General features: G+C 51.1%; 25 protein-coding genes and 1 riboswitch. Of the genes, 2 read left to right on the top strand and 23 right to left on the bottom strand.

What is annotated here, in order from left to right:
- Positions 1-157: 157 nt before the first annotated feature.
- The 3 genes from ACTQ3A_RS03305 to ACTQ3A_RS03295 all read right to left on the bottom strand — a co-directional run bounded on the left by ACTQ3A_RS03305 (position 158) and on the right by ACTQ3A_RS03295 (position 2,744).
- Positions 158-322: a hypothetical protein gene (locus ACTQ3A_RS03305; protein WP_441495240.1), complete on the bottom strand. Its 165-nt coding sequence runs from the start codon at positions 320-322 to the stop codon at positions 158-160.
- On the bottom strand, positions 319-1,599 hold the full coding sequence (locus tag ACTQ3A_RS03300; protein WP_441494071.1) for a glutamate-5-semialdehyde dehydrogenase: 1,281 nt from the start codon (positions 1,597-1,599) through the stop codon (positions 319-321). The genes ACTQ3A_RS03305 and ACTQ3A_RS03300 overlap by 4 nt, the downstream gene beginning before the upstream one ends.
- 245 nt (positions 1,600-1,844) lie before the next feature.
- Positions 1,845-2,744: a YitT family protein gene (locus ACTQ3A_RS03295; protein WP_441494028.1), complete on the bottom strand. Its 900-nt coding sequence runs from the start codon at positions 2,742-2,744 to the stop codon at positions 1,845-1,847.
- Between the two features lie 429 nt (positions 2,745-3,173).
- Here ACTQ3A_RS03295 and ACTQ3A_RS03290 point away from each other — a divergent pair, with 429 nt between their 5' ends.
- Positions 3,174-3,416 carry a polya polymerase gene (locus ACTQ3A_RS03290; RefSeq protein WP_441100910.1) on the top strand — a complete coding sequence of 81 codons (243 nt, stop codon included), beginning with the start codon at positions 3,174-3,176 and terminating at the stop codon, positions 3,414-3,416.
- 313 nt (positions 3,417-3,729) lie between these two features.
- Here the strand turns inward: ACTQ3A_RS03290 and ACTQ3A_RS03285 are convergent, their stop codons facing one another.
- From ACTQ3A_RS03285 to ACTQ3A_RS03265, 5 genes are all read right to left on the bottom strand, one after another.
- Complete coding sequence (locus ACTQ3A_RS03285) at positions 3,730-4,524, bottom strand: lysozyme family protein (protein WP_441100911.1); 795 nt, start codon at positions 4,522-4,524, stop codon at positions 3,730-3,732.
- A 91-nt stretch (positions 4,525-4,615) separates the two neighbouring features.
- The gene (locus ACTQ3A_RS03280) at positions 4,616-6,397 is read right to left on the bottom strand and encodes a cobaltochelatase CobT-related protein (protein WP_441494027.1); all 1,782 of its coding nucleotides are present in this window, start codon (positions 6,395-6,397) and stop codon (positions 4,616-4,618) included.
- On the bottom strand, positions 6,394-7,317 hold the full coding sequence (locus tag ACTQ3A_RS03275; protein WP_441494026.1) for an AAA family ATPase: 924 nt from the start codon (positions 7,315-7,317) through the stop codon (positions 6,394-6,396). Before ACTQ3A_RS03275 ends, ACTQ3A_RS03280 begins: the two co-directional genes overlap by 4 nt.
- Entirely contained in the window at positions 7,314-8,321 is a 1,008-nt protein-coding gene (locus ACTQ3A_RS03270) for an alpha/beta hydrolase (protein WP_441494025.1), read from the bottom strand. The genes ACTQ3A_RS03275 and ACTQ3A_RS03270 overlap by 4 nt, the downstream gene beginning before the upstream one ends.
- A gap of 56 nt (positions 8,322-8,377) precedes the next feature.
- Positions 8,378-9,559 carry a DNA/RNA non-specific endonuclease gene (locus ACTQ3A_RS03265; RefSeq protein ID WP_441494024.1) on the bottom strand — a complete coding sequence of 394 codons (1,182 nt, stop codon included), beginning with the start codon at positions 9,557-9,559 and terminating at the stop codon, positions 8,378-8,380.
- Positions 9,560-9,936: 377 nt separating this feature from the next.
- Here ACTQ3A_RS03265 and ACTQ3A_RS03260 point away from each other — a divergent pair, with 377 nt between their 5' ends.
- Positions 9,937-10,353, top strand: a complete 417-nt coding sequence (locus tag ACTQ3A_RS03260) for a hypothetical protein (RefSeq protein ID WP_441494023.1) — start codon at positions 9,937-9,939, stop codon at positions 10,351-10,353.
- 176 nt (positions 10,354-10,529) lie between these two features.
- On the opposite strand, the gene ACTQ3A_RS03255 is transcribed toward ACTQ3A_RS03260, so the two are convergent.
- From ACTQ3A_RS03255 to ACTQ3A_RS03185, 15 genes are all read right to left on the bottom strand, one after another.
- Positions 10,530-11,720 (bottom strand): alanyl-tRNA editing protein, encoded by a 1,191-nt coding sequence (locus ACTQ3A_RS03255; RefSeq protein WP_441494022.1) that lies wholly within the window; start codon positions 11,718-11,720, stop codon positions 10,530-10,532.
- Between the two features lie 592 nt (positions 11,721-12,312).
- Positions 12,313-12,534 (bottom strand): HPr family phosphocarrier protein, encoded by a 222-nt coding sequence (locus ACTQ3A_RS03250; RefSeq protein ID WP_441100917.1) that lies wholly within the window; start codon positions 12,532-12,534, stop codon positions 12,313-12,315.
- A gap of 263 nt (positions 12,535-12,797) precedes the next feature.
- Entirely contained in the window at positions 12,798-13,091 is a 294-nt protein-coding gene (locus ACTQ3A_RS03245) for a Dabb family protein (protein WP_441100918.1), read from the bottom strand.
- 93 nt (positions 13,092-13,184) lie between these two features.
- Positions 13,185-13,994 carry a DUF975 family protein gene (locus tag ACTQ3A_RS03240; protein ID WP_441494021.1) on the bottom strand — a complete coding sequence of 270 codons (810 nt, stop codon included), beginning with the start codon at positions 13,992-13,994 and terminating at the stop codon, positions 13,185-13,187.
- A 298-nt stretch (positions 13,995-14,292) separates the two neighbouring features.
- Complete coding sequence (thiC, locus tag ACTQ3A_RS03235; RefSeq protein ID WP_441100920.1) at positions 14,293-15,603, bottom strand: phosphomethylpyrimidine synthase ThiC; 1,311 nt, start codon at positions 15,601-15,603, stop codon at positions 14,293-14,295.
- Positions 15,604-15,814: 211 nt separating this feature from the next.
- Positions 15,815-15,917: riboswitch (TPP riboswitch) on the bottom strand.
- Between the two features lie 236 nt (positions 15,918-16,153).
- Entirely contained in the window at positions 16,154-16,993 is an 840-nt protein-coding gene (locus ACTQ3A_RS03230) for an urease accessory protein UreD (protein WP_441100921.1), read from the bottom strand.
- Positions 16,990-17,607 carry an urease accessory protein UreG gene (gene ureG, locus ACTQ3A_RS03225; protein ID WP_441100922.1) on the bottom strand — a complete coding sequence of 206 codons (618 nt, stop codon included), beginning with the start codon at positions 17,605-17,607 and terminating at the stop codon, positions 16,990-16,992. The genes ACTQ3A_RS03230 and ureG overlap by 4 nt, the downstream gene beginning before the upstream one ends.
- 111 nt (positions 17,608-17,718) lie before the next feature.
- Positions 17,719-18,411: an urease accessory protein UreF gene (locus ACTQ3A_RS03220; RefSeq protein ID WP_441100923.1), complete on the bottom strand. Its 693-nt coding sequence runs from the start codon at positions 18,409-18,411 to the stop codon at positions 17,719-17,721.
- A 110-nt stretch (positions 18,412-18,521) separates the two neighbouring features.
- On the bottom strand, positions 18,522-19,007 hold the full coding sequence (locus ACTQ3A_RS03215; protein WP_441100924.1) for an urease accessory protein UreE: 486 nt from the start codon (positions 19,005-19,007) through the stop codon (positions 18,522-18,524).
- Between the two features lie 257 nt (positions 19,008-19,264).
- On the bottom strand, positions 19,265-20,986 hold the full coding sequence (ureC, locus tag ACTQ3A_RS03210) for an urease subunit alpha (RefSeq protein WP_441100925.1): 1,722 nt from the start codon (positions 20,984-20,986) through the stop codon (positions 19,265-19,267).
- Positions 20,983-21,339, bottom strand: coding sequence for an urease subunit beta (locus tag ACTQ3A_RS03205; RefSeq protein WP_441100926.1), 357 nt, complete (start codon positions 21,337-21,339; stop codon positions 20,983-20,985). The genes ureC and ACTQ3A_RS03205 overlap by 4 nt, the downstream gene beginning before the upstream one ends.
- Before the next feature lie 117 nt (positions 21,340-21,456).
- Entirely contained in the window at positions 21,457-21,759 is a 303-nt protein-coding gene (locus tag ACTQ3A_RS03200; protein WP_279201379.1) for an urease subunit gamma, read from the bottom strand.
- Between the two features lie 177 nt (positions 21,760-21,936).
- Positions 21,937-22,455 carry an AmiS/UreI family transporter gene (locus tag ACTQ3A_RS03195; protein WP_441100927.1) on the bottom strand — a complete coding sequence of 173 codons (519 nt, stop codon included), beginning with the start codon at positions 22,453-22,455 and terminating at the stop codon, positions 21,937-21,939.
- Between the two features lie 220 nt (positions 22,456-22,675).
- Positions 22,676-24,115, bottom strand: a complete 1,440-nt coding sequence (locus ACTQ3A_RS03190; RefSeq protein WP_441100928.1) for an MATE family efflux transporter — start codon at positions 24,113-24,115, stop codon at positions 22,676-22,678.
- Between the two features lie 103 nt (positions 24,116-24,218).
- Complete coding sequence (locus ACTQ3A_RS03185) at positions 24,219-25,982, bottom strand: MalY/PatB family protein (protein WP_441494020.1); 1,764 nt, start codon at positions 25,980-25,982, stop codon at positions 24,219-24,221.
- Positions 25,983-26,068: the final 86 nt, after the last annotated feature.

Genomic DNA, 26,068 nt, shown 5'->3' with positions numbered 1-26,068 from the left:
CTTCTGTCTGCATATTTTTGTACAATGTAACTAGTATATTCTTCGAATACACAGGCAGAGGCGGCGCACGCAAGAAGCGTACAGGACCCCTTCCTGACCCGCTGTTCCTGCCGTCTCCAAAGAAAGGAGCTTCACGCATCAAGCGCCCGCAGGAGCCTCAATATGAATATCCGGATCGCAGAAGGCAGGAGGCTGTCTCCTTCAGGGAAACAGCCTCCTGCCATATCATCTGATCATCCATATTTTTCCATCCGTACCGGATTCTGTACCAGATATCATGCACATCCTCTGATATGCCTGTCCGGTCTGAAACCGGCATCATGATACAATATCCCGAAAATGGAACTCCTTCTTACCGGACGCATAGTCCCCGACGATCTGGCCGTGACCGTACAGCTTGTATTTGTAGGTCACCAGCCCATCGAGTCCAACCGGCCCTCTCGCGTGAATTTTTCCGGTGCTGATCCCGACCTCCGCCCCGAACCCATAGCGGAACCCGTCCGCGAATCTCGTAGAGCAGTTCTGGTATACGCCGGCAGAGTCCACCAGTTCCATGAATCGCTCCGCCGTCTCATCATTCTCCGTAATGATGCAGTCGGTGTGATGAGATCCGAAGCGGTTGATGTGGTCGACCGCTTCTTCCAGATCATTCACCAGTTTCACGGAAACGATGAGATCCAGATACTCCCGGAACTGATCCTCGTCGATGGTCTCACCCCCGATCATCGAAGTGACCTCTTCGGTCCCGCGGATCTCCACACCCTCCTTCCGCAGTGCCTCCGCAAGCTTCGGAAGAAATGCCGGCGCAACCGACCGGTTCACAAGCAGCGTCTCCACCGCATTGCAGGCGGCAGTATACTGCGTCTTCGCGTCGATGATGATCGGAATTGCCTTCTCAAAATCCGCGTCCTTGTCCACGTAAATATGACAGATACCGTCGGCGTGCCCCATGACCGGAATCTTTGTGTGATCCATAATATAGCGCACAAAACGGTTTGATCCTCTCGGAATCAGAAGATCCACGCAGTCATCACAATCCAGAAGCTCATCGATCTCATTGTGCTGTTCCGCCTGTATCATGCAGTATTCCGGGAGTCCTCCGGCGACCGCGGCTTCGTGAATCACCCGGAAGAGGACACGGTTAGTCTCCGCCGTCTCACGTCCGCCCTTCAGGACCGCACAGTTTCCGCTCTTGATACAGAGCGATGAAATCTGAACCAGCGCATCGGGACGGGCTTCGAAGATAACACCGATGACACCAATCGGACAGGTGACGCGCTTCAGCAGCAGTCCCTTATCCAGTTCCCGTACCAGCGTTTCCCGATGGATCGGATCCGGAAGGCTTATCAGGAGCCGGATTCCCTTTTCCACATCCGCAAGCTTTTCTTCACTGAATTTCAGTCTCTTCCGAATCGCCGGCGCGACCTGTTCCGCATCGGCTCTCTCAAGATCCTTCCGGTTCGCCGCGAAAATCTCTTCCTTATGACGTTCCAGACTCTCCCCGATCAATTTCAGAACATGATTTCTCTGTTCCAGGGTAGACGAAGCGACTTGCGGCGCGACCCGCTTCATTTTGCGAACTTCTTCTCTGATCTCCATTTCTCTGACCTCTTTTCTGTCAAACTGACCGCTCCCGCAGGCGAATCCGCAGCGCCAGCCTTCCCGCCGTCCCGCGGACCTTTGAACACGGACCGCTCCCGCAGGCTTCCGGTTCATACGTGCAGCCATCCAATCATACATCATTTTCAAACGCTGGAATGACCGTCGCCGCGCGGCTGACAAGACCGACAAGCCAGCGGTTCTGCAAGGCACTGCTTTCCCGTCCGGATCTTTACAACAGTCTCTCACTCCAGATGCTTCTCGAAATTACCCGAGATATTGACACCGGAATTTTCAACGACAAAGGCATCCGGATCAAATTCACGGACCAGCCGTCTCAGTCTCGGTGCCTCGTACTTGTCTACAATTACATAGAGAATATTTACATCATTTCCGCTGAATCCGCCTTTTCCCTCCCATCTCGTCACCGATCTGCGAAGCTCCCGGATGATGCTTTTTTCCAGAGCCTCTACATCCTGCTGTGTGATGATGTGAAATTCTTCCTTGATGTTCTGCGAATAGAACCGGTCAAGCGCATACGATGTGATAAACGCGGAAAAAAGCGAATAGATCAGAATGTCAATCGGATAATTGAAGGCCATAATGGCAAATACGACAATATTGACGTACAGGTTAGCATGTCCAACGCTGGCCCCGTTTCTCTGATGTACAATCAGCACACCGATCAGATCCATTCCTCCGTCACAGGCTCCCATCCTCAGCATCAGTCCCATCATCGCGCCGCAGATTACCCCTCCGATCAGAGCGGCAGCCAGACGGTTGTCCACCAGCGCCTGCCTGGGAACCGGAAGCAGTACAAGGAACACGGATTCCGCTGTAATACCGAGAATTGTCTTCGCGAAATAGAGCTTTCCCATCAGCTTGTGTGCCAGAATCAGAAACGGAATATTGACCAGATAATAGAGGATACCCGCAACGTCAACGCTCCCGAATCTGAGTCCGACAACCGATGTCAGGAAGGAACGCAGCAGCTGACACAGTCCCAGAACTCCGCCGGTATAAAGACCCGCAGGCACGATGAAAAAATTAATACCCACCGCGTAAATAAATGTACCAAGAAGAAGCACCATAATCCGCTGAGCCTCATATCTCTTCCCGCTCTGTGATAGATGAATCCTGTGCATTCCGGCATCTCTCCTCTCATTAATCAGTTCCGTCCCGCGTCTCGAAATCCCAGCCTGCCCCGGCCGTTACAGCATTGCAAATTTGAAAACAGTCTACCATAAACCGCCATAAACTTCCATACCAAAACCTGCGCATACACCTGCCGCCCGCCCCGGCTGTTTCTGTTAACGATTATCCGGTACGGGGAATAATATCCTGCCTTTATCCGGACAGTACCTGCCTTCAGAAGTCTGCGGACGGACCGTGTCATCAAACTGTACTTTCCCCGCCTTTCAGACAAGCCGTAAATCCGTGTGCAGCAGCAAAAAATGACTGATATCGGGATGATTTTGACAAGACATTCATATATTCGTCATATATATTCGTAAAGCAGAGCAAAAGGTCTATAGACTGCCGTTATAATCCGCACGACAAAGAGAGGATAAGAGATGAAAATCAATAACATCACGAATGTTGAGAAATTTTTTGAAATCGTAGACAGCTGCAAGGGAAGAGTGGAACTGGTTACTGCCGAGGGTGACACGCTGAACCTGAAATCAAAGCTCAGCCAGTATGTATCCCTGGCAAACATTTTTTCCAATGAGGCTGCTATTCCGGAGCTCGAGATCATCGCTTCTGATCCGGAAGATATCCGCAAGCTCATGAACTTCATGATCGACGGAAATGCGTAAGAAACGCGTGCAGGAAGCCCTATGCGGCTATCTGTCCAAAAACGGCAGGATCTCCGAAAAGGCGATCCTGCCGTTTTTCTGCGTGTGCCCACATAGTGGATAAAGCCATCCGCTCTGCTACTTATCAGCTCTCACCACTGCCGCACGCGCCGGCTTCGTTAGTCTGTCGCGGCATTAGCCTCGCCGTTTCACACCCCAAAAACCCCTCTGACTTTCGAATACCGCTCTGAATATCGAATACTCTTCCGAATTCCGAATACCCCTCTGACTTTCGAATATCTCTCTGAATATCGAATATCCCTCTGAGTATTATTCAGGACAGCGCAGATGTCCCGGCAGTGTCTCCGTCCTTCACGGAACTGCCGCCGGAGAGCGAATAGGAATAAGAATAATAGCGCAGTACATGTTCCACATAATCCGGATCACCGTAGGAGCTCCATCCATTTTCATATGCCTTCATATTTGAGAATGTGGAAGCATTCTCCTCAGAGTAGCCGCCGTAATTCTTCCTGGCCCATTCAATGTAACCGGTACCGAAGTTGTATCCCTGCACAGCCAGCGAAATCCCCTTAATGTCGTCCGGTCCACGGACATCGGCAGCATCAAGAGCCGCCGCAAGTTCCCGGACACCGGCCCGGATTGAATAATCCGGATCTGTAATTGTCTGTCCGGCATAGCGCTCATTATAAAAGGAAGCGGACGCCTGCATGGGATCTGTTCCGTCACCCCTTGATTCCTGCATCATGATTGCCTTGATCAGCCCGGTATACTCGCCAATAGAGTATTCGTCTGCATATTTCCGGATTACATCCGAATAATTCTCCACCTGGTCGCTCACCAGATCCTTGCGGATCGTAATCGTGGTATCCTTTTTCGTTACTTTCCGCACATTAGCCATCTGTTCGTTCTGTTCCATTGTCCCCACAGCGATAAACACCACAATCAGGGCTGCCACAGGGATCACGACCCTGCCGCCTGCATGATAGAGATAGACGACAGCCCGCCCGAACATTCTCCAGAAACGAATAAACTTTCTCCAGAAACGTTTCTTTCTGCTGCGCCGTCTGCGTCTGGTATTCGTTTTTCTGTATCCGGATTTCTCACTCATAACATCTCTCCCCGGGTTTTAATTCCCGGTTTCTTATCTGTAACGACGCGGGAGCACGAAGGTGCGGAGCGCGCACAGCTTATACAGGAGACTAATTTTCAATCTGCCTGAGCAGATATCTCCCCACGGTGTTCGAAAAATGGTCGATTGACCGGATATACGCAAAATCCTTCCCGAAGATTTTCCGCTCTGCGGCAAGCTCGCTCTCCTCTCCTACAAAAACGCCAAGCACCGCCACATTGTTCTGTCTCAGCCGGCGGACCTCGGTGCCCGCGTCAAGGGCTGCCCTGTGACCCGCGTAAGGCTCCGGATTTCTCGCGTTCGGCCGGTTGATCATTACATCATACGGTTTCCCGTCACTCAACACAATCAGGACCTTGTTGCTCTCCTCTCTCTCCAGGAGCCCCTGCCCCACAGTCCGTATCGCCAGGCCGTCCCGGTTGTTGGAGCTTGTAGTGAACTCAAAGATATTTTCATTCGCGCTCCGGTCATCCCCATACTCCCGGAATCTGCGAAGCACCGTGTAATCCCAGAACGTACAGAAGCTCATCACGCGCATGGGAATTCCAAGATTCGACATTGCCTCGCAGATAATATACGCCTGCATTGCCACTTCCCTCTGCCGCTTTCTCTGCGATCCACTCGCGTCGATCAGAAAATCAACCACAAAATCCATGCTGTCCCTTCGCAGAACTCTCCGAAACAGCCTCGCGTCCTCCGATCTCCCTGCCTTCCACAGCTGCCGCGGATCGATCTGACCGGAATCGGACAGGCTGCTGTCCTCCTCGTTTCGAAGCGCGAATGCGCGCTTCAGCATATCCGTGAGAATCTGAATATTGTGTCGGATTGTCCTGTAATTCGTCCGGAAGTATTCCAGTGTTTTCTCTTTATTTCCCCTCGCGAGCACATACTGATTGTTCCGGACCACGGGGTTCTTCAGGATCCCGTCTGTAAAAAAAAGCCCGCAGTCGGAATGCATTCCCCTGCACATCCGGCTTGTGATTCTTTTCTCCTCTGAGAGCGAAAGATAGGATTTCCCGAAATTCCGCTGCACATACTCCCTGGATTTTTCCAGAACGCTGTCATCGATCAGTAAAAGCTTCCGGATCTTGTCTCCCCCTTCCGACGGAGCCTGCTCATCCGTTTTTCCCTCCCGGGAAGGCTCATCCGAACTCAGCATCTCCGCGGTAACTCTCTCGATAACATAGCGGACGGAATCATCCTCCAGCTCCTCCTTCAGGTAATCGCTCCAGGAAAACTCGGTAAGTTCTTCCGGTGTTACCTGAAGCACCTCCGTCAGCGTCATTGAAAAAGAAGGATCCACCACATCGTTATACAGACTGTCAATCGTGCCGATGATTTCTTCCGAAGTTTCCACGTAACGGAGGCGGTGAATCCGGTCCAGCTGACGCATGATCTGCTCCGGGCCGTGATAGCTGCCATCCAGCTTTTCTCTCCAGCTCGCCGCCATCAGCCGTCCCAGCGGATACGCGGACATTCTTCCGAAGTCCTGGTACAGCCATTTCTCCAGAGCTTTTTTCCGCAGAGACCGTACTCCCTCGCGCTCCCGGTCAAGTCTCCATCCCACCGCTTCCTCAATACACAGCCTGGCGGTGTCCATCAGTGCTCTCTGATCCGCATGACAGTAAATCTTCTTCAGAAGATACATCGCGATGGCATCCTGATCAAAATATTTCGCCAGAGCCCCCTGCTTGATCCCGTTATAGATAGCGATCTCCGGCGATCGGGAAAACTCCGCAAGATCCGGTTTCACCTCAAGACTATAATCCCCGCTGACCGTCCAGATCAGGTTCCGTATTCTGTTTTCCAGCTCGTAGGGATAGGATTCCCATACATCCATGCCAGTCTTCAAGCAAAAACATCCTTCCTCGTCCATTCCGCAGGAATCCGCGTACTCAGAACATCGCGAACGATTTCCTTTTCAAAGGTATCAAAGCATTTGTTGACAACCCCCATCTGCAGCGCCAGAAACGGAGAGATACCCTGGCGGATTGTTCGTGCCGCCGCGACAATACCACGGAGATCCAGACTCCTGGCCGAGATTTCGCCGTGCTCTGCTTTTGTCTGCAGATCGAGAAACAGCCCCGACAGCTGCTCTCTCGCCCTGTCCGTCATGTCCGGAAAAATGCGGCTGAGAATATACTCCAGTGAACTTTCTGTCTGCGGAGGCATGTCGATGACAAGGAACCGGGATACCAGCGCCTCGTTCAGCTCCTTTGTTCCGGCGTACCCGTAGTTCATCGTTCCGATAAATCTTGCCGCAGGATGAAGGTCAATCTTCTCATAACCCGGGATATCGATGCTGCGCCGGTAATCAAGCGTCGAATGCAGGACAGAAACCGCGTCATTTTTTGCCATATTGATCTCATCGAGAATGCCGAACCCTCCATGCCGGGCACAAAGGCTGATGCTTCCTTCCCGAAGCTCCACCTGATTATTCCGGAAGGTATCGGTACCGATCAGTTCTGCGCTGCTCGTATTCACATGAAAGGACACATTGTACACCGGTCTTCCGAATAAAAAAGCAAGATTCTCCGCCAGAACATTCTTGCCCGTTGCCTTTGCGCCCGTGAGCAACAGATTCTGTCCCTCCAGAAGAGCGGCGATCGCCATTTCCAGCACCTCTTTCCCGTAGAACGGAAGTGCAGGTTTTACCACACGGCTGCGGACAGCGTCATCTACGGTATAAGTCTCCCGGAATCTCTCCACGCCGCGGATCAGCTCCGGGCTCACATCCTGCTCCTCCAGAATCCTTTTCTGTTCCAGTGTCATATCTTTCCTCTCTCCGGTTCTTTCTCTCCGGAATACTCCCGGATATACCGTTTCATCAGCCCTGATGTAAACTCCATCTCGAGATCTGTATATCTTTGGACATTCGTCAGATAGCTGATTCCGTGGGCGCCGCCCCGGAATATCTCCAGTCGGACGGGAACTCCCGCTTCCTCTGCCGCCTTATACAGCTCCCGGCTCATCCGCACCGGCACATACCGGTCCGCGTCACCGTGAATCAAAAGTACCGGAACCCTGGATTTCCGGATTGAGCTTATGGCACCGCAGCTTGCGAGATCCACATGGCCAAAAAGCTTTGCCCCGGTCTTCACCAGCCACCAGACCACTCCCTCCGGATACCTCCTTGCCCTTCCAACATCCCGGACAATTGCCTCCGGTGAGGTATACCCGCAGTCCGCGATAATCCCGACAACGTTATCCGGAAGCTTCAGATCCGCCGCCATCAGAACCGTTGCGGCGCCCATTGACACACCGGACAGAATGACCGGTGTCTGCAGGCCGAACCTCTTCGCCGCGTATCTGGCCCACGTCAGACAGTCCTGCCGTTCCTTCACCCCGAAGGTTGTAACATTCCCGCCGCTTTTCCCGTGCGCCCTCTGATCCACAACCAGAGTGTTCTGCCCATGTTCCCTGGCGACACGATTTCCGCCTGCCATATCGCGGATCGCTTCACCCCGGTATCCGTGGAACTGAATCTGGAGCGGTGCTCCCTTTTTCACCTCATAATACCTGCCATACAGGGTCAGGTTGTCGAAGCTCCGAACGCTTACCTCTTCATACGGAATCTCCTTCATCAGGTCCACCAGCTCCTGCATGCTCTCCTGATGCTGATCATATCCCTCTCCGGTCGGGAGCGGAACATGACCGGACTTCCGTTCATTCGTATTGTAGAGCACGGCGCGAAATACCGCGTAAAGCCCAAAATATATAAGAACCGCTATACTGAGAATAAAAGCCACAAGAATTCCTGCAATGATACGAAACATATGATCTCCATTTTAAACCGGAACCGGTACTGCGCACACCTGCTGTTGTTTATATTCTACGGATTGCATCGCTTACAGGGTGTGTAGCCCCTGCCGATTAGTTCATCCCTGGATCCGGTCCATTCCATTCGGTTTCCCGGAGCAATGTCTTCCACTGACGAACAGGTCGGATAATGAAATCTGCCTGTATTCGTATTGACGACATAGCTGACTGTCCCGCCCGAAACGGATGGCTCCGAAGCAGGTGTCTCTGACACTTCCGTCTGCTTCGCTGTCTCTTTCCCTCCGGATGCAGAATCGGAACCGGTAAATTCCGGACCGCTGCTGTCACCGGTCGCATAGTCAATCGTGATCCCCGGCTGTACATTGTAGCAGTAGACGCAGAACCGGATTCGCTCTCCCCTGTCTTCTACGGATTCCGCCTCCATCAGAACACCGGAGGCAAGCAGATTATTGCCCTCAAAAACCGGTGTAACCCGATAAAGTACATGAAAATTAAAGTCGGTGACCGCGTAGCTCACCTCGTTTTCATAGGGAAGCATTCCCTCTACATTCATATAGCGGGTACCTGTGATCAGATTTTTTTTGTTCGCGTTCTCTCCCGCCAGCTGATATCCGATCAGATGACAGCGATTATACAGATAATTGCCGTCAATCCCATTGTACTTTACCGTGTGCCATCCGGTCGGCTTTACCGATCCGATCTTTCCCCTCTCCTCCACAGGCATTGTATCGACACAGATATCCGCCCAGGCGGTTCCGCACCGCCCGAGACTGTCCATGTCGCTGTAGAATTCAAATTCCTGTGTCCGGAGGTCCTCATCCGTGAAAAAAGGAACATTCCCGTTGACCTCTACCGACGGCGAGCCGCTGTACGCCGGAATCTCATCCGGATCAAAGGCTGTGAGCTCTTCCGCCGCTCTTTTCTCCTCGGAAGGCAGCGCCCCTCCGACAGAGGCGGTTGTCCCGTTCCGAATCCGGTCGATGACGGTCCCAACAGCTCCCGTCCGGTTCTCTCCAGTACCGGTCTGAACGCCTCCCGGGAGAACACCGACAAGAATCGTTCCGATGACAATCACCGTCATCGATCCGATCATCCATATCCGGGACCCTCGCCGGTCGCCGCTGCGTCTCTTTTTCACAATACCCGCGATCAGCGACACCGGAAATATCACAAGCGCTGCCAGAAGCAGCAGTTCTATCACAAGCATATCAAATCCCCTCAGCAGGAAACTCAAAAACCGTTCCGCCTCCGATTATAACACAGAACACACGTTTTGTGAAAATTCGCATCCTGGCCCTTACACACGCTTCGCGTGTGTCGAGCCCGTCTGCGTTTTCCTAGAGCTCTCTTTGATACTACATAAGCTACGGGATTGCTTCCCCCTTCTAATAATTTTACTAAAAAGGGCTAATGTATTGTGTGAATATTGCCTATATATAAGCAAAATAATCCATGGTATTGTCATCATATAAGAAGTAGTCAAATATTAAAATAAACGCCGAATCATTCGTCGTGAAACGACGATTATAGGTGAAAGATTAATACCAGAGAAAAGAGTTCCCATGACTATTTTAACGACCATATCCATTATAAGAATAGGAGGAAAACCAATTGGATGAAGATAAAAAGACTCAGACTAATTGCTGTTTCTGGTTTGTTGCATTAGCACAAGGAATGGTCTTCATTGACTTGTTGTGTCGTTCGCCTATCAATTTATTGATAAAAAATAATCCAATTACAATTCTTCCGTTTCTTTTAATAATGTACGATGTTTTTCCAGGACTGCTAACCGGTGTGTTCCTATTTCTGTCTGCACAGTATTATCAAAAGGCGCCGATAAAATGTAAGTTTCTAAGTGGTATCTTTACAATCTGTATAAATATCGTAATCCTTGCGGTGGCCTTTTATACCTTTAAATTAGAAATTTTTAGACATCCGCTCATTTTTGTTATGATCGGTTTTGGTATAGTTACACTGATCATTTCTGGAAAAAAGAAACGAATGGACAAAACGAATGAATCGGCGTGACTCTCTTTCATACTGTATAAGCTACGGATTGCTCCGTGCTTCGCACTCCCACAATCCTACAGGCATTCGGATTCCGCGCCTTCGCGCTTCATCCTCATACCTGTTGCCTTCGAAATCGCATCCTCGCTCTTTCATACGCTTCGCGTATGTCGAGCCCGTCTGCGTTTTCGAAGAGCTTATACAGTAAAGATCTCAGTCAATACCTCCTGTATCTTCTCCTTTTCTGCCTTGAAAGAGCCCTGGATCATCTCTGGGCTTCCGCCGCCGCGACCTTCAAGACTGGAATTGATGCTTTTCGTGAGGTTCCTGAGATTGACGGCTGAGCTGCAGATGCAGTATGCATAGACGCCCTTTTCGTCTTCCTGCGCCGTAATTACGGCACAGGTAGGCGCCATGGATTCCTTCACAAGCCTGTCGCAGAACTTCCGGCAGCTGTTCCTGTCGATATTTTCCTCAAAGTCGATCAGAAAGGACTCCTGCTTTTCGAGTTCCTTCATCTTCCCGTCAAAGTACCGACCGATCCAGTCGTTGAGCTTCTGATTCGCCTCCGCCAGCTCCTGCTGTACTCTCGCGACAGCCTCTGCTGTCTCATGGGGCTTCGCGGAGAGCATATGGGAGATCTCCGTGTTCTGGTCCACCTTCCGCTCATAATCGAGAAGGGCCTTTCTGCCGCAGACCAGCTCGATCCGCACGCCTTTCTTATAATGAATCATGCTGAGACATTTCACCATGCCGATCTCGCCGGTTCTCATCACATGGGTCCCGCAGCAGGCGCAGATATCCGCTCCCGGAATCGTGATGATCCTCACCTTCCCGGTCAGCTCCTTCTTGCTCCGGTAATCCAGTGTCTCCAGTTCCTGTCCCTCCGGAAAGCTTTCTTCTACAGGAACATCGCTGCGGATCACTGCATTTGTGTCACGCTCCACCTCCATCAGTTCTTCCCAGGTCATGACTCCGCTGATATCAATGGTGACGCATTCCTCAGTCATATGGAATCCGACATTCTCGTATCCGAAACGTCTGTGAATCAGACCAGATAGGATATGCTCACCCGAATGTGCCGTAGTATAATCCATTCGGCGCTGCCAGTCAATGACCCCGTGTACCTGAGTTCCAACGGCGATTTCCCGATCCGTCGTATGAACAATGTGATCCCCATGCTTCTGAACATCCCGCACCGGAATAACCGTCTGTGCGTCAGTCCGGAGGATGCCGCGGTCTGAAGGCTGACCGCCGCCTTCCGGATAAAATGCCGTCCGGTTTAGCTCCACGTGATAGCCCTTCCCGCACGATTCGCAGGAGATCACCTCCGCGTCAAACTCTTTCAGATATGGTCTCTGATAGTATAATTCATCGAAATTTTCCATCGTTTTCCTTTTCCTTTCCTGACAGGTGTGGAGCACTGCCCGCGCATATTCGCACTTCCGTGCAGCTTACGCGTCACTTCGTGCTCATTCCTGTTGCCTTCGAAATCGCATACAGTTTCTTACGCACGCTTCGCGGCAGGCGGCCTGTCTGCGTATTCGAAGAGCTGTTCAGTTATGCTATTGTATAAGTCCCCGCGTCACTTCGCTGCTTCGCAGCTTCCGTGCCGCTTATTATTATATCGTGCCGCATACTGTATAAAGCCAGCTGCTCCGTTGCTTCGCAACTCCCGCAGCTGCCACATGTGACCGACTTCGTCGGTCTGCCGCGGCGTTCGCCCCACCGCTTCACACTTCGTGTGAGCGGGTGTGGCTCACTGCCCGCGCATATTCGCATTCTCGCGGTGTTTCACACCGCTCCATGCTCATACATGTTAGCGTCGTTCAAGCATGCAGTTTTCTGTGCATGCTTCGCATGCCCAAAAACTGCCCGCTTGACGACGGCTTTATACAGTAAATCGGCAGATATTTATCCTTTTCCGAACAAATATCTGCCGATCTTTTAGGTCTGTTTAACACACTTTCTGAACGCTGATTATAATGCGTACGCGCTCAGATACTCTTCCATCTGTGAATTGCCCTCCGTGAACTCAATCTCTATTGGTTCAAATCCCAGAGCAAATACTCCCATGATTGATTTTCCGTCCGTCTCACTTCTGCCCTTCCGGACCGTGACATCCTCTGCGCATTCTCCGGCAAGTTTAACAAATGCTACGATATCCTCGACCCGGTTGAATTTCACCTTTGCCTTTTTCATCTCTCATGCCTCTCCTCAGATTCAATTTCGGTCTTCGATATCTACGGCCGACTTCCAAATAAATATTGTCACAGGCTCCGTGAAAACTGATGCGGTATGCTATCCTTCCGTGACCCGCGGTTCTCCGGAGACCTTACATAGATATTTTATCCTCTTGACACTGAAATGCAAATCTTTCGGGAGCTTCTGCATGAAATTCAGGACTTACTTCTATAATTTTTGTGAAAATACCGGGAAATTTTGTGCATATCTGCTACGCATTCTCATCCCTCATAATCAAATATCGCCTTCTTCTCAAGGTATTTTCCGTAGTTTCTTTTCCAGGTTTTGTGGATTTCACTGTCGTCATAGACAGGCAACGCCTCCGGTGTCATCCGGATCCGGATCAGAACATCGTACCGGTTTGCCCGGTCAATCACATTTGGAAATACCTCAACCGATTCAATTCCTTCAATTCCGGTGAGACCCGCGAACAGTTCCCGGATCTCCGGCAGAAGATTTTCCTTCTGCTTTTTGGATATTTCCGCATTATATTTGGCCAGTATGCAATGATACATTCTATTACCTCCAAAATCGAAAACTATATGTGCTTCGAAAACGCAGACAAACCGCAGCTTATACATTTTGTGGCAAGATTATCGTATGACCGTTTACCACATGCCTGCGAAGCTGCCATTACCGCCCGGATTCTGTCCCGCGAACGGATTTTTCTCGATCTTGATGGCATCGTACAGCGCGGCGCTCGTCTGCGCCATATAGGGATCTACATAGAAAATACCGACCAGCCCGAAGGTAATGCTCGAAAGAATCACCCACAGAAGAAACGAAAGGTCCAGCACAAATGCCTTCCATTTATTTCCATACATCATGTTTCTGCTGATCTGGAACGCTTCCTCCATCGGCATGTCCGGATATTCAGCCAGAAGATACGGGATCATCCGGTATTCATACCCTTTCACGATTCCCGGAATCACGAAAAGCAATGACCAGAGGAAGGTATAGAGATCACGGAAGAACATCACCTTTACCACGTTCTTGTAGGAGTGATCAAATCCGTACATGATTTCGCGAAGCTCCGCTTTCTGGTGAAGATTCGTATAAAAGAATCTCCGCACCCCGACTTCCAGCGGATTCAGCAGAAATACATCGGCCACAATCGCGATAACGGCGATCACCAGTGTCACCAAAAAGATGATTCCGGCAGCCATCAGCCACACACCAAACATCCCGCCGGGAATGCCGCCCGGTCCCGCATGAAATCCGAAAATATCCGTGTCTCTGCCGGAAACGATATCATAATTCAAAATTACGTTGCAAAATCCGGATAACGCTCCTCCGCCTGATCTGCTGTAAGATCCTCCGATCGCCAGCGAAAGAAGAAGTCCGGCAAGAACAGCTTTCCAGTAATTGCCCCTGAATACCTCTTTTGACCGGTTTTTTAATCCGATCCTAGTCCACATACTGCTCCTCCTTTTCTGTGCTGCGGCAAATATTGCAGTATATTCCAACATCCGCGGCAGCCCTGTGGCAGCTTCCGCCTCGCGGCGAAATCTGTAACCATGATTCTCAACCTTAAGTATACAGAATCCAGTGCCGGTAGGAAAGCATTTTCTTTTTTATTTATGCGACAGAAAAAAACAGGGATTTCACAGAACCTCTGTCCGGTGCTGCCGGCTGCTGACCTTAAGTCAGCCCCAGGATAACGGCAGGCTTGTGAAATCCCCGCATAATATCCTCTGATCAGAGGATATCGATATATTAGAGAATATCGATATATTCTCCCGCCAGCGCTTTATTCATGCTCCGCACCGCGCAGAACTTTCCGCACATGGAGCAGGTGTCACTGTGATCATCCTCTGGCGCCCGGCTGTCCCGAATGGACTTCGCAGTATTCGGATCAAGCGCCTCCTTGAACTGAGCATCCCAGTCAAGCTTCCGCCTTGCATCCGCCATCCGATCGTCCTGTTCCCGCGCACCCGGAATGCCCTTGGCGATATCTGCCGCGTGAGCCGCGATCCGGCTCGCTATTATTCCCTGACGTACATCGTCTATGTTCGGAAGCGCAAGATGCTCCGCCGGTGTCACATAACAGAGAAAAGCAGCGCCGCTCATCGCCGCAATCGCCCCGCCGATCGCAGCTGTGATGTGGTCGTAGCCTGGCGCGATATCTGTTACCAGAGGTCCGAGTACGTAGAAGGGCGCTCCCTTGCAGATGGTCTGCTGAACCTTCATGTTTGCGGCGATCTGATCCATCGGCACATGGCCTGGTCCTTCCACCATGACCTGGACATCCCGGTCCCACGCCCTCTGCGTCAACTCACCAAGCCTGAGCAGCTCGCCAATCTGACAGCTGTCCGTCGCGTCCGCAAGGCATCCCGGCCGGCAGGCATCACCGAGGCTGATGGTCACATCATGCTCCCGGCAGATCTCCAGAATCTCATCATAATATTCGTAGAAGGGATTTTCGTTGCCGGTCATCGCCATCCACGCGAATACCAGACTTCCTCCTCGGCTGACTATGTTCATTTTCCTCCTGCCGGCCTTGATTTCCTCAATCGTCTTTCTGGTGATCCCACAGTGCAGCGTCACGAAGTCCACACCGTCCTCTGCGTGCAGACGCACGACATCCACAAAATCCTTTGCACAGAGGGTCGCAAGATCCCTCTGATAATGAATCACGGAATCATAAATCGGAACCGTGCCGATCATCGCCGGACATTCACTGGTCAACTTTCTGCGGAACGGCTGGGTGTTGCCATGACTGGAAAGATCCATGATTGCTTCAGCGCCGAGATCGACGGCACTGAGAACCTTCTTCATCTCCACATCATAATCCTTCACATCACGGCTGATACCGAGATTTACATTAATTTTCGTCTTCAGCATACTGCCGATGCCGTTCGGATCAAGCCCCTTGTGCGCCGGATTCGCTGGGATAACCACCTTTCCCTCTGCTACCCAGTTCCGGATTTCCTCCTCCGTTCTTCTCTCTTTCCCTGCCACAGCCTTCATCTCCGGAGTGACGATCCCTTTTCTCGCCGCCTCCATCTGCGTATGATACTCTCTCATCTGTAACCTTGTCCTTCCTTTCGAATTCTCTAAAATAGAATAAAGTCACTGGCGCTTTTCGCGTGTGACGCTCCTGTCTGCGGTTTCGAAGAGCTGTTCTGGTATAATACTATATAAACTGCGGATTTCTCCGTGCTTCGTGGTTTCGAAGAGCTTATACACAAAAAAAGACGATACCCAAATGGATACCGCCTAACAGACTACATAAAAAACACCAGTGCTCGCACTTCCCTACGTTGGCATTATCCAAATCAGGTTCTCGGGTCGTATCTCATGTGATACCTCTCAGCCTTCCGGCTCCCCATGTTTTTCTATTCTATTGTTCTGTGCCGGCCCGGATGTTTCCCTGAAGCCAGGAGCAATGAGCCTCACAATGGGTTCATGATAACACATTCCCTTATTTTCATCAAGCGTACTTTTGCGCGGAAAATCAACCATTTTCAAAATTCTTTTTGATAGCCGATCTGGATTAACGACTTCCGGCACTTAGTCATACATATGCCTGTTATCTCTATTGACAACACTCAAAATCGCTAAAGGCGCATTTCATTCAGGCATTTTTCCTCAATGCAAAGTGGGGATAACCGAGAATTTTCTCCCGGTAATAACCGGTCATTGAATACACGACTTCGCGGTTCTCCACGATGCTCTTCCCCAGAACACGAAGTACAAGTCCATAACGATCAAGCAGAGACAATCCGAACCGGACCTCCTCGGAACCGGTGAATTTCTGATTCAGAAAATTTCTCAGTTCCTCCAGCATAGCCTCGTCGACACCTTCATCAATGATGACAGCGGAATTGTAGTTCATGGATCCCTCAAAGCATCCGATTTCATGCATATGATCCTCTTCCGGGTTGACGAGCAGAAAGTCATGGAACAGAAGCCGACCATCCATCCGGATATCGGTCTTCAGCCCGATATCCCGGTACTGGAATGGTTCCTCGTCCTCCGACCACCCGGCAGTCAGACCGTCGGTCATAATCAGTCTGGATCCCGAAGCCATCTGGATCTCCGTGTTCTGACGAAATCTTGCCCTGGCATATGGAATCGTCTCATCAATATAATACTCCAGGAAGGAATCCTTTCCGATCTTCACCCGATTGTTCTGACTCGTCAGTCTTCCCCCGTCGCACTTGTAGATATAGTTCGGGGTCTGTGTCGTCACAATCGCATGACACTGTTCCTCAAGCGAAACCTTCTGAAGGTACGTCTCCCCCTCGGTAAAACCGCCGCCGGTGCTGATCAGAAAGTAATAGGGAACGTCGCCTGCAGCCGGAATATTCCCGGAAATCCTGGAATTTCCCCTGCGATAGGTCGACTGTGCCACAGTTCTCCCATTTCGGTTTGTAAATCCGAGGCGGATTTCTCCGTCAAATTGACTTTTCATTCAAGGTCCTCCAGAAGACAATCCTTCTTCAGCCACCGCACAACATCCTCGAGACCTTCGTCCGTTTTCAGATTCGTAAACACAAAGGTACCGTCTCCGCGAAACTTTCGGGACGTCTCCCGCATGTTCTCCAGATTTGCTCCGACATAGGGCGCGAGATCGATCTTGTTGATGATAAACAAATCCGACTTGATCATTCCCTGTCCTGCCTTTGCCGGGATTTTCTCGCCCTCCGCGCAGTCAATGATGTAAATGGAAAAATCTACCAGCTCGGGGCTGAAGGTTGCCGCGAGGTTATCGCCTCCGCTCTCAATGAACATCAGATCGAGGGTGTGGTTGAAACGCTTCTCCAGCTTCTCCACCGCCGCAAAATTCATGGACGCATCCTCACGGATCGCCGTGTGCGGGCATCCGCCGGTCTCCACCCCGATGATTCTGTCTGCATCCAGTACAGAATGGGATACCATATACTCAGCGTCCCACTTCGTATAGATATCATTGGTGATAACCGCCATGCTGTATTCATCCTTAAGCCTTCTGGTAAGCCTCTCGATCAGCTGCGTTTTTCCGGATCCTACCGGACCTCCGACTCCGATTCTTACTGCCCGTTTCATGATTCATTGTCCTTTCTCTGTGATGCGCTGCCGGATCATATTCCTGTCAGATGATTCCGGTATCCTGATTCTCTGATTCACTGCTCCTCGAATTCCTGCTTCTCGCATATACTACGACATGAACAATCTCGCTTCCTGTGTCTCGTGACAGATCTGCGCCAGTTCGAGACCGGGAATGTTCGCCCCCAGATATTCCTCATCCAGATCCGACGTTCGGTCATAAAGATCCGTGATCAGGAGCATGACGTCATGCAAAATCACCTGTCCTTCTCTCTGACCGAGGGGGACGGAGCGGACCGCGTTCTGCACAAGCGTGGAAGCCACACTGTAGCCGTACAGCTCAAAAGCATCCCGGCAGTCAATTCCCTTTTCATGGGCAAAAACAGAAAAAACGATCGCGGGGCTGCCGAAGTATTCGTCCTCATCCATCATCTCCGCGTATCGGTTTAAAAATGCATATCTGTCCCCGTAAATTTTCCGGATCAGCGCCGCCATCTGTACAGCGATCATCCGGCTTCCCTCGCGCGTCTCTCTTGCTGCCACGGACCGGTTGATGATGTCATCGTATCTCAGAAGCTCCTCCTCACGTCCCTCATCCAGAGCGCGGCTGCATAAAATGACCAGCAGTCCCTCTCCATAGCGGTACTGAGAGCGGAAATAGTTCTCCAACCACTCCCGAAACTGCGGCGCCTTACGGATGACCCGCCTCGACAGATAATTTTCCATTCCGAAGGAGTGATTAAAGGTACCGATCGGAAAGGTCGAATCACAGATCTGAAATGCCTCCAGCAACTCTTTTTTCATTCTGCTATTGTCCTCTCTGCAATATCTAATAAAAACTCTGCTGCATCCGGTCTGCAAAAGGCAGAGATACTGTAAAGCCTTGCCTTTCAAGCAAGCCCGGGCAGAAACCTTTAATGCTCTTCCGCGTGGTGCGCATGTGTATGCGCGCCCGGCGTCAGGTTTGCGTACTGCATGGGTTTGTCCAGCTGCACTTTCTCCACGGTAAACTCTGTTCCGTTATCCTTCAGCGTCTTCAGCACAACCGGATCCATCAGAAGCGTAATCCTGCCGTCTCTGATCTGCACCGGCTTATGCAGGTTGCCGAGCATATGCGCTGTTTTTCCCATTTCATCCATATCTGAGGGAGTAATCACGATCACCTCATCCGGAATGACACTCAGTACAAGAAGTTTTCCCGGCTCCAGCATAAAGGCAGATCCGTTCTCCAGCTTCTGTGATTCATCCCCAAGCCGGATTCCATAGTCACGCCCGTGATCAGAGGTTACCCGCAGGATTGATTTCAGAAGATCATCACTCTTCACCAGAGCGGTCTCCACATGCCAGGATGCCAGATCCGGAATATCCTGGATATTCCCGTATACTTCTGTCAAAATCATGATTCTATACAGCTCCTCTCTGTCAGACTGTCCAGCTGTAACCGAGGCATGACGCATATTACGGGCGATGTCTCCCTGTCATAGTGTCCGCCCATATAGGGAAACCGGTTCCTGCGATTGCCCCAATATCCGTCTGATCATCATCGTCACAGCGTCCTCCCATATATGGAGATCGGTCCGGCTGTCATTACCGACAGTCCGGACCGCCCCATGCCGGCACATATCACGCCGGAATATCATACCTGTTTCTGTACTTCTCAGAAGAAGTAGTACCGCTGTGCCAGTGAAATGGTATCTACCGGCTCACAGCTGATCAGCTCGTCATCAATTGTCACATTGAAGGTCTGCGGATCAATCCTGATCGTCTTCGGCGCATAATTGTTCAGCTTCATATCTCTCTTTGTGAGATTGCGCGTGTTATGAACCGGGAGAACAATCTTGTTCAGGCCAAGTTTTTCCTTAATTCCGTGTGTGTACGCATAGGTGGATACAAAAGTGATGCTTGTGCTCTGCACTGCCTTGCCGAAAGCACCGTAGAGATCTCTCATCATTCTTGGTTCAGGCGTCGGAAGACTTGAGGAAGCATCTCCGACAACGCCATATACGATCATTCCGGATTTCAGAACCAGCTTCGGTTTTGCGCCGAAAAACTTCGGATCCCAGATGACCAGATCCGCGTACTTGCCGACCTCGACGGATCCCACATAATCGGAAATGCCGTTGACAATGGCCGGGTTGATGGTATATTTTGCCACATACCGCTTGATCCGGTTATTATCGTCATATTCGGAATCACCCTCGAGCGGTCCTCTCTGCTGTTTCATCTTGTCTGCCAGCTGCCAGCAGCGCATCGCCACCTCACCGACACGGCCCATTGCCATGGCATCAGAGGTCATGACGCTGAGTGCGCCCATATCATGAAGAACATCCTCTGCCGCCACCGTCTGCTTTCTGACACGGGACTCCGCAAAAGCGACATCCTCCGGAACCTTCGGATCCAGATTGTGACAGACCATGGTCATATCAAAGAGCTCATCGATAACGTTCTGCGTATATGGATTGGTCGGATTTGTAGAGGACGGAAGAATGTTCTCATCACCGGCAACAATCATGATATCCGGTGCATGTCCGCCGCCGGCGCCCTCTGTATGGAAGGTATGAACCGTGCGTCCTGCAAAGGCATTAATTGTATTCTCAACGAATCCGCCTTCATTCAGGGAATCTGTGTGCACCGCGTACTGAACATCATACTTGTCCGCTGCCTTGATGGAATTGTCAATTCCCGCCGCCGTAGCGCCCCAGTCCTCATGCGTCTTGATTGCCGCGGCACCTGCCTCGACCTGCTCTGCAATGGTCTCCGGTGTCGCGCCGGCGCCCTTTGCCATAAATCCATAGTTCAGAGGATCGTTTTCAACCGCTTCGATCATACGCTGAATATGCCATGCGCCCGGCGTGGTTGTGGCAGAGTTGGAACCGTCTGCCGGCCCTGTTCCGCCTCCAAAGAGCGTCGTAATACCATTGTCGAGAGCGGCATGAGCCAGGCCTGTGGAAAGATAATGAACATGAAGATCGATACCTCCCGCGGTAAGAATCAGCCCTTCACCTGAGATCGCCTCCGTGCTTGCTCCGACGATGAAATCGATGTTGTCCATGATATCCGGGTTTCCGCCCTTGCCGATAGCGAGGATCTTCCCGTCACGGATACCGATATCCGCTTTGTAGATTCCTGTATAATCGATGACCGTAATTCCCGTGATAATCGTATCCGCGACCTTCGGATTATCCTTTCTGGTCTGCGTCGCACTGACGCCCATTCCGTCACGAAGGACCTTGCCGCCGCCGAATTTGCTCTCCTGTCCGTGTACGGTATAATCCTTCTCTATCTTTGCGAACAGATTGGTATCTCCCAGCCGGACACTGTCTCCCTCCGCCGGTCCGAACATCTGTGTATACTGCTTCCGGTCCATTTCAAAGCTCATACCGTCACCTCCAGATCTGTGCTGTGGGCTTTCTTGTTCTTGTCCAGATACCCGTTCACACGGTTATTGAAGCCAAAGACTCTGCGTTTTCCGCCGAAATCAATCAGGCGTACCGTTCTAGTCTCGCCGGGCTCAAAGCGGATTGCCGTTCCCGCAGCGATATCAAGACGCTTTCCATATGCCTTCGCGCGGTCAAACTTCAGTCCCTGCTCGTTTGCCTCATAAAAATGGTATTCCGATCCGACCTGAACCGCTCTGTCTCCTACATTCTTTACTTCCAGCTCGATTGCATCATAGCCTTCATTGTAAGGAACCGGTTTATCTGTCGCAAAATGAACCTCTCCTGGAATCATAGACTGCTCCTTTCTGCTGTGCTCAGTAAGTCTGCATGCCCCGTGTCCGGGACATCAAAATGTATAAGTCCCCGCGTCACTGTCTTCGTGCCGCTTTCCCTAAGGAGAATCCTCCGGTCAGCGGATCGGGTCATGGATCGTGACAAGCTTTGTGCCGTCCACAAAGGTCGCCTCGACCTGAATCATCGGAATCATCTCCGGCACGCCTTCCATGACGTCATCCCTGGTCAGAATCCGTGCTCCCTCATCCATAAGTTCCGCCACGGTCTTTCCGTCTCTGGCACCCTCCAGAATATAACTGGTGATAATTGCAACGCTCTCCGGATGGTTCAGCTTTACTCCTCTGTCCTTCCGCTTCTGCGCGATCATTGCTGCCAGACTGATCATCATTTTTTCGCGCTCACGCTCTGTCAGTTGCATAAATACCTCCTTTTCTCACAGCCGGCTGTCAATTCACCGGCTTTTCAGGATGAAAACTCTGCTGCTCTATCTCTGTATCCGTTACCGGATACCTCTGTCGAAAACCGGCGTCGGAATATCTTCCGCCGGTCCGAACAGACCATTGATAAAATCTGCGCCGGAATCTGAAGAGACCGTTTATGACGGCCACATATTCACGAGCATCAGGAAGCCGGGAATCCAGGCCGTAACCACGCCCTCAATCACTCCAAGCCATGCCGGGAATTTTCCAAGATTCTTCTTCAGACCGCAGGTCAGGAATCCTGTGAACCACAGAAGTCCCCATGCCCACCAGATCAGTCCGTAGATCCAGTTCCCGCCGTATCCGACAAAGCAGAGCGCTCCCGCCGGAATCGCGTTGATGGCTACAAACAGACTGAACCATCCATACAGACGCTGATCAAATCCGAAGATCGTATTGATTGCGGAGTAAAGATAGGTGAATGCGAACAGAAGCCCCGTTGCACTTCCGTAAAACCAGAGCATGCCCTGATTGCTGACTACCCCGTATCCCAGTGCAATGATGTTCAGTACCAGACTGAGCCCGCCGGTGAAAATGTTCATGACAACCATGGACTTGTCCTTCACCTCAAGAACCCCGGCCAGGCCATTGCTGATCAGAACAATTCCCACATAAAGTAAAATGGTACCTAGCATGATTCGTTCCTTCCTTTCTGCTGTACATATGCCGGATGTCATTTCTTTGTATAAGGCCGTGCTGTGAACACCGTCCGAAAATACATAAGGGAGAAACAGGAGCTTTCTAACGCTCACCTATTTCCCCCTCGAAATGACTGATCCATTTACTTTTCAATGAGTACTATACCCTGCCGGATCCGCAATCGTAAATACTTATTTTTCAGCATGAGCGCCAGACTTAAACCTTTCCGGATTCGCTTACGGTCTTGCGCTCTGATCTACTTAGCTCATGCATGAACGGAACGATGAACGGTACTGTGACCGCTGCCGTAATTACATCCGCGAGCGGCTGTGCCAGAATAATTCCGTTAATTCCCCAGAGCCTCGGAAGGATACATACCAGCGGAATAAAGCAGAAGCCGCTTTTCAGACCGGCAAGGAATGAGGCCCGAAAGCTCTTTCCAATGCTCTGAAAAAGCATGTTGGAGCTGATGATCCATGCCTGAAGGAGGCAGGTCGCACACTGCCAGCGAAGTGCCGGCGCTCCGATCTTCACCACATCCGCATCAGGCCGGAACCAGGCGATCACAGGCGCAGCAAAAACGGCCATGACAAGGGCGATGACTCCCAGGACAACCGTCCCCGCCGCCACGGTAAATCCGTAACCGCGTTTCACTCTCCGATACTTTCCCGCGCCGTAATTAAACGCTGCTACCGGCTGGAGCCCCTGTCCGATTCCGATTGCGACGGATGCCATCAGGAACACCACTCTTCCCACGATGCTCATGCCGGCGATCGCCGCATCTCCGTAGGCAGATGCCTGAGACGTCAGAAATCCCGTCGATACACTGTTCAGCGTCTGACGCACAAAGCTCGCGAATCCCGTCCTTACAATATCCGCGGTATCCCTTCCGAGAACTCTCCACCGGAACAGTCCGGAAGCCGCCCTCCCGACCGTCCGGAGAGAGAAATAGGTCACGGTCTTTCCGCTGTAAAACATATGGAGAAGAATCAGAAAACTGATAATCTGAGATACAGCCGTCGATATTCCTGCGCCGCTGACCCCCAGATGGAAGCCGAACATCAGAATCGGGTCGCCGATCAGATTCAGGATGCCTCCCGTCGTAAGACCTATCATCGCATAAAATGCCCGTCCCTCATAGCGGAGGATGTTGTTCAGCACACAGCTTGTCGCCAGAAATGGCCCCGACAGAAAAATCCAGAACGCGTATTCTCTCGCGTATGGAAGAATCGTATCCGTCGCTCCAAGAAGGCGGAGGATCGGATTCATGAAAATCATACAGAACAGTGCGGCAAGAATACCAACGCCAAAGCTGACGAAAAAAGACGTAGACGCGAACTTTACTGCGGCATCCGGATCCTCTGCGCCCAGGTGTCTGGATATGATGCTTCCGGCGCCATGACCGAACATGAAACCCAGTGCCTGGAAAATTGCCATCAGCGCAAATACAATTCCGACCGCCCCGGACGCCGATGTTCCGATCCGGCTGACGAAATACGTGTCGCCGGTGTTATAGATGTTCGTGATCAGCATACTGATGATCGTCGGAACCGCCAGCTGCAGAATCAGCTTCGAGACCGGCGTCTCCGTCATCCTCCGGTACTGTTTCTCCTCATTTTCTTTTTCTATTGTCTCTGATTTACTAATATTTTTCATAACCAATCCGTAGCTTATACCGTATGTGACGCTGGTTACAGCATGTGGTTTATTCTTTTATCTCTTCGAAAACGCAGACAGGCCGCCTGCCGCAAAGCGTGTGTCAGAAAATCCCGATCTGCTTCAGCTTCACGCATTCCTCCTCCGTGAAGAGCTCCGCAATCTTCAATCCTCCGTTTTGCAGGATCCGGCAATAATTCTGCGCTTCCTCCATATCCTTGTTCCCAACGATATTTCCATTTACAAATCCCGCCAGATGACATTCCTCTACAGGATAATTTTCCAGAATCCTCTTCACGGCACTCACCGTCATATCACGATTTCTGTCATCGGAAACGGTCAGCAGACCGTCATCATTGTATATCCATCCGGCAGAGAAATTCTCAGGATCCCCGCTTTCTTCAGGCTCTCCACTTTCTTCAGGATCCACGCTTTCTTCTCCGTCATCCGTCTCCGTGCTCCCTCTCTTCATGTCACAGCGTGCTTCCTTCTCTTCTCTCTGTCGAATTTCTTCTTGCCGATTCAATCTGTCGGTATCCCGACAGCCTTCAGATTTATCTGCTCCCTGCATGCCGCTGTCGCCGGAACGCGCTCCCTCAACGTCTGTCTGATCTTCATCAGACTTATTGATCCACAAATAAGCCTCTGTATCCGTATCGGTGAAAACATAATCCCGCATCCTGCCAAGCGCTTCCATGAGTTTTGTCTTTGGCAGAGCCAGATTGACGCGAATATGACTGTTACCGCCGAATGCATGACCCGTCTGCCACCCGACGCCTACATTCCAGCCCGCTCTGAGAACCTCATCGATCGTTCTTCCGGTTCTTCTGCAGAAGCCGGTGCAGTCCAGAAACAGCATATAGGTGCCCTCCGGCATTGAAACATCCACGCCCTCGAAATTTTCCTGTATGAAATCAACTGCCGTGCGGCAGTTATCCTCGAGAACACTTCTGAGCTCATTGGTCCATTCCGCTCCCTCGCGGCTGTATGCCGCGATCAGTGCGTGCTCACTGAAGACATTCATTTCATTGTAATGGGTATTTGCCGAAAAATCCGTGATTCTCTGATTGAGCTTCTGATTATATATGATATGGTAGCTCCCGACAAGCCCCGCCAGATTGAAGGTCTTGCTCGGCGCATACGCCGCCATAACATGCTCACGGGCCCATTCACTGACCATCTGAGCCGGTACATGGGAATGCCCGGTATAGGTAAGATCCGACCAGATCTCATCACTGATCACGAGGCAGTCATTTCTTCGGAAAACCTCCATTGCCTTTTCGATTTCCTCTGCTGTCCAGACTCTCCCGCACGGATTATGCGGAGAGCAGAAAATTGCAAGCCGGACCTGATTCTCACGGATCTGACGCTCCATGTCCTCATAGTCCATCCGCCAGATCCCACTTTCATCCTTCTTCAGATCGCTGAACACCGGACGCCGCCCCTTGCCGATAATATCTCCGATAAAACCGACATAATATGGCCGATGAAGAAATATCCGATCTCCGGGCTGTGTCAGTACATCAATCACGCTCGAGATAAATCCGTGCACACCATTTTCATATCCGATATGTTCCCGCGAGAGTCCTGTCACATGATTGCGTTCTTCCTGCCATCGGATAATCGAGTCGTAGTAAGTGTCCTTTGGTACAAAATATCCAAACAACGGATGCTGCGCACGCCTGATGATCGCGTCTGTAATCGCCGGGCAGGTCTTGAAATTCATATCCGCCACCCACATTGGGATAAAATCGAATCCCCTCATCGGCGCTCCCGGCTCAAATCCCCAGACCCGCTTTCCGGCGGCATCCACCGCGGTGGCATCCTGTCCCCGCCTGTCAATAATCGACGTAAAATCGTACTTCATTCTTTCTCCGTCTCCACACAAAATTCGAATTATTCTCCGATGCACACCGCAGCAGCGCATTTTTCCGTATATTCCATTCATAAAAA

This window comes from Bilifractor sp. LCP21S3_F8 (assembly GCF_052117805.1).
Taxonomy (GTDB): domain Bacteria; phylum Bacillota; class Clostridia; order Lachnospirales; family Lachnospiraceae; genus Bilifractor.
Note: the sequence above shows the minus strand (reverse complement) of the source record. Positions and strands in the feature narration are given on the sequence as shown.

Excerpts from the sequence above, each read along its gene's own strand:
- ACTQ3A_RS03305 (WP_441495240.1), bottom strand. The coding sequence starts at position 322 with ATGATGCCGGTTTCAGACCGGACAGGCATATCAGAGGATGTGCATGAT.
- ACTQ3A_RS03300 (WP_441494071.1), bottom strand. The coding sequence starts at position 1,599 with ATGGAGATCAGAGAAGAAGTTCGCAAAATGAAGCGGGTCGCGCCGCAA.
- ACTQ3A_RS03295 (WP_441494028.1), bottom strand. The coding sequence starts at position 2,744 with ATGCACAGGATTCATCTATCACAGAGCGGGAAGAGATATGAGGCTCAG.
- ACTQ3A_RS03290 (WP_441100910.1), top strand. The coding sequence starts at position 3,174 with ATGAAAATCAATAACATCACGAATGTTGAGAAATTTTTTGAAATCGTA.
- ACTQ3A_RS03285 (WP_441100911.1), bottom strand. The coding sequence starts at position 4,524 with ATGAGTGAGAAATCCGGATACAGAAAAACGAATACCAGACGCAGACGG.
- ACTQ3A_RS03275 (WP_441494026.1), bottom strand. The coding sequence starts at position 7,317 with ATGACACTGGAACAGAAAAGGATTCTGGAGGAGCAGGATGTGAGCCCG.
- ACTQ3A_RS03270 (WP_441494025.1), bottom strand. The coding sequence starts at position 8,321 with ATGTTTCGTATCATTGCAGGAATTCTTGTGGCTTTTATTCTCAGTATA.
- ACTQ3A_RS03255 (WP_441494022.1), bottom strand. The coding sequence starts at position 11,720 with ATGGAAAATTTCGATGAATTATACTATCAGAGACCATATCTGAAAGAG.
- ACTQ3A_RS03250 (WP_441100917.1), bottom strand. The coding sequence starts at position 12,534 with ATGAAAAAGGCAAAGGTGAAATTCAACCGGGTCGAGGATATCGTAGCA.
- ACTQ3A_RS03245 (WP_441100918.1), bottom strand. The coding sequence starts at position 13,091 with ATGTATCATTGCATACTGGCCAAATATAATGCGGAAATATCCAAAAAG.
- ACTQ3A_RS03240 (WP_441494021.1), bottom strand. The coding sequence starts at position 13,994 with ATGTGGACTAGGATCGGATTAAAAAACCGGTCAAAAGAGGTATTCAGG.
- thiC (WP_441100920.1), bottom strand. The coding sequence starts at position 15,603 with ATGAGAGAGTATCATACGCAGATGGAGGCGGCGAGAAAAGGGATCGTC.
- ACTQ3A_RS03230 (WP_441100921.1), bottom strand. The coding sequence starts at position 16,993 with ATGAAAAGTCAATTTGACGGAGAAATCCGCCTCGGATTTACAAACCGA.
- ureG (WP_441100922.1), bottom strand. The coding sequence starts at position 17,607 with ATGAAACGGGCAGTAAGAATCGGAGTCGGAGGTCCGGTAGGATCCGGA.
- ACTQ3A_RS03220 (WP_441100923.1), bottom strand. The coding sequence starts at position 18,411 with ATGAAAAAAGAGTTGCTGGAGGCATTTCAGATCTGTGATTCGACCTTT.
- ACTQ3A_RS03215 (WP_441100924.1), bottom strand. The coding sequence starts at position 19,007 with ATGATTTTGACAGAAGTATACGGGAATATCCAGGATATTCCGGATCTG.
- ureC (WP_441100925.1), bottom strand. The coding sequence starts at position 20,986 with ATGAGCTTTGAAATGGACCGGAAGCAGTATACACAGATGTTCGGACCG.
- ACTQ3A_RS03205 (WP_441100926.1), bottom strand. The coding sequence starts at position 21,339 with ATGATTCCAGGAGAGGTTCATTTTGCGACAGATAAACCGGTTCCTTAC.
- ACTQ3A_RS03200 (WP_279201379.1), bottom strand. The coding sequence starts at position 21,759 with ATGCAACTGACAGAGCGTGAGCGCGAAAAAATGATGATCAGTCTGGCA.
- ACTQ3A_RS03195 (WP_441100927.1), bottom strand. The coding sequence starts at position 22,455 with ATGCTAGGTACCATTTTACTTTATGTGGGAATTGTTCTGATCAGCAAT.
- ACTQ3A_RS03190 (WP_441100928.1), bottom strand. The coding sequence starts at position 24,115 with ATGAAAAATATTAGTAAATCAGAGACAATAGAAAAAGAAAATGAGGAG.
- ACTQ3A_RS03185 (WP_441494020.1), bottom strand. The coding sequence starts at position 25,982 with ATGAAGTACGATTTTACGTCGATTATTGACAGGCGGGGACAGGATGCC.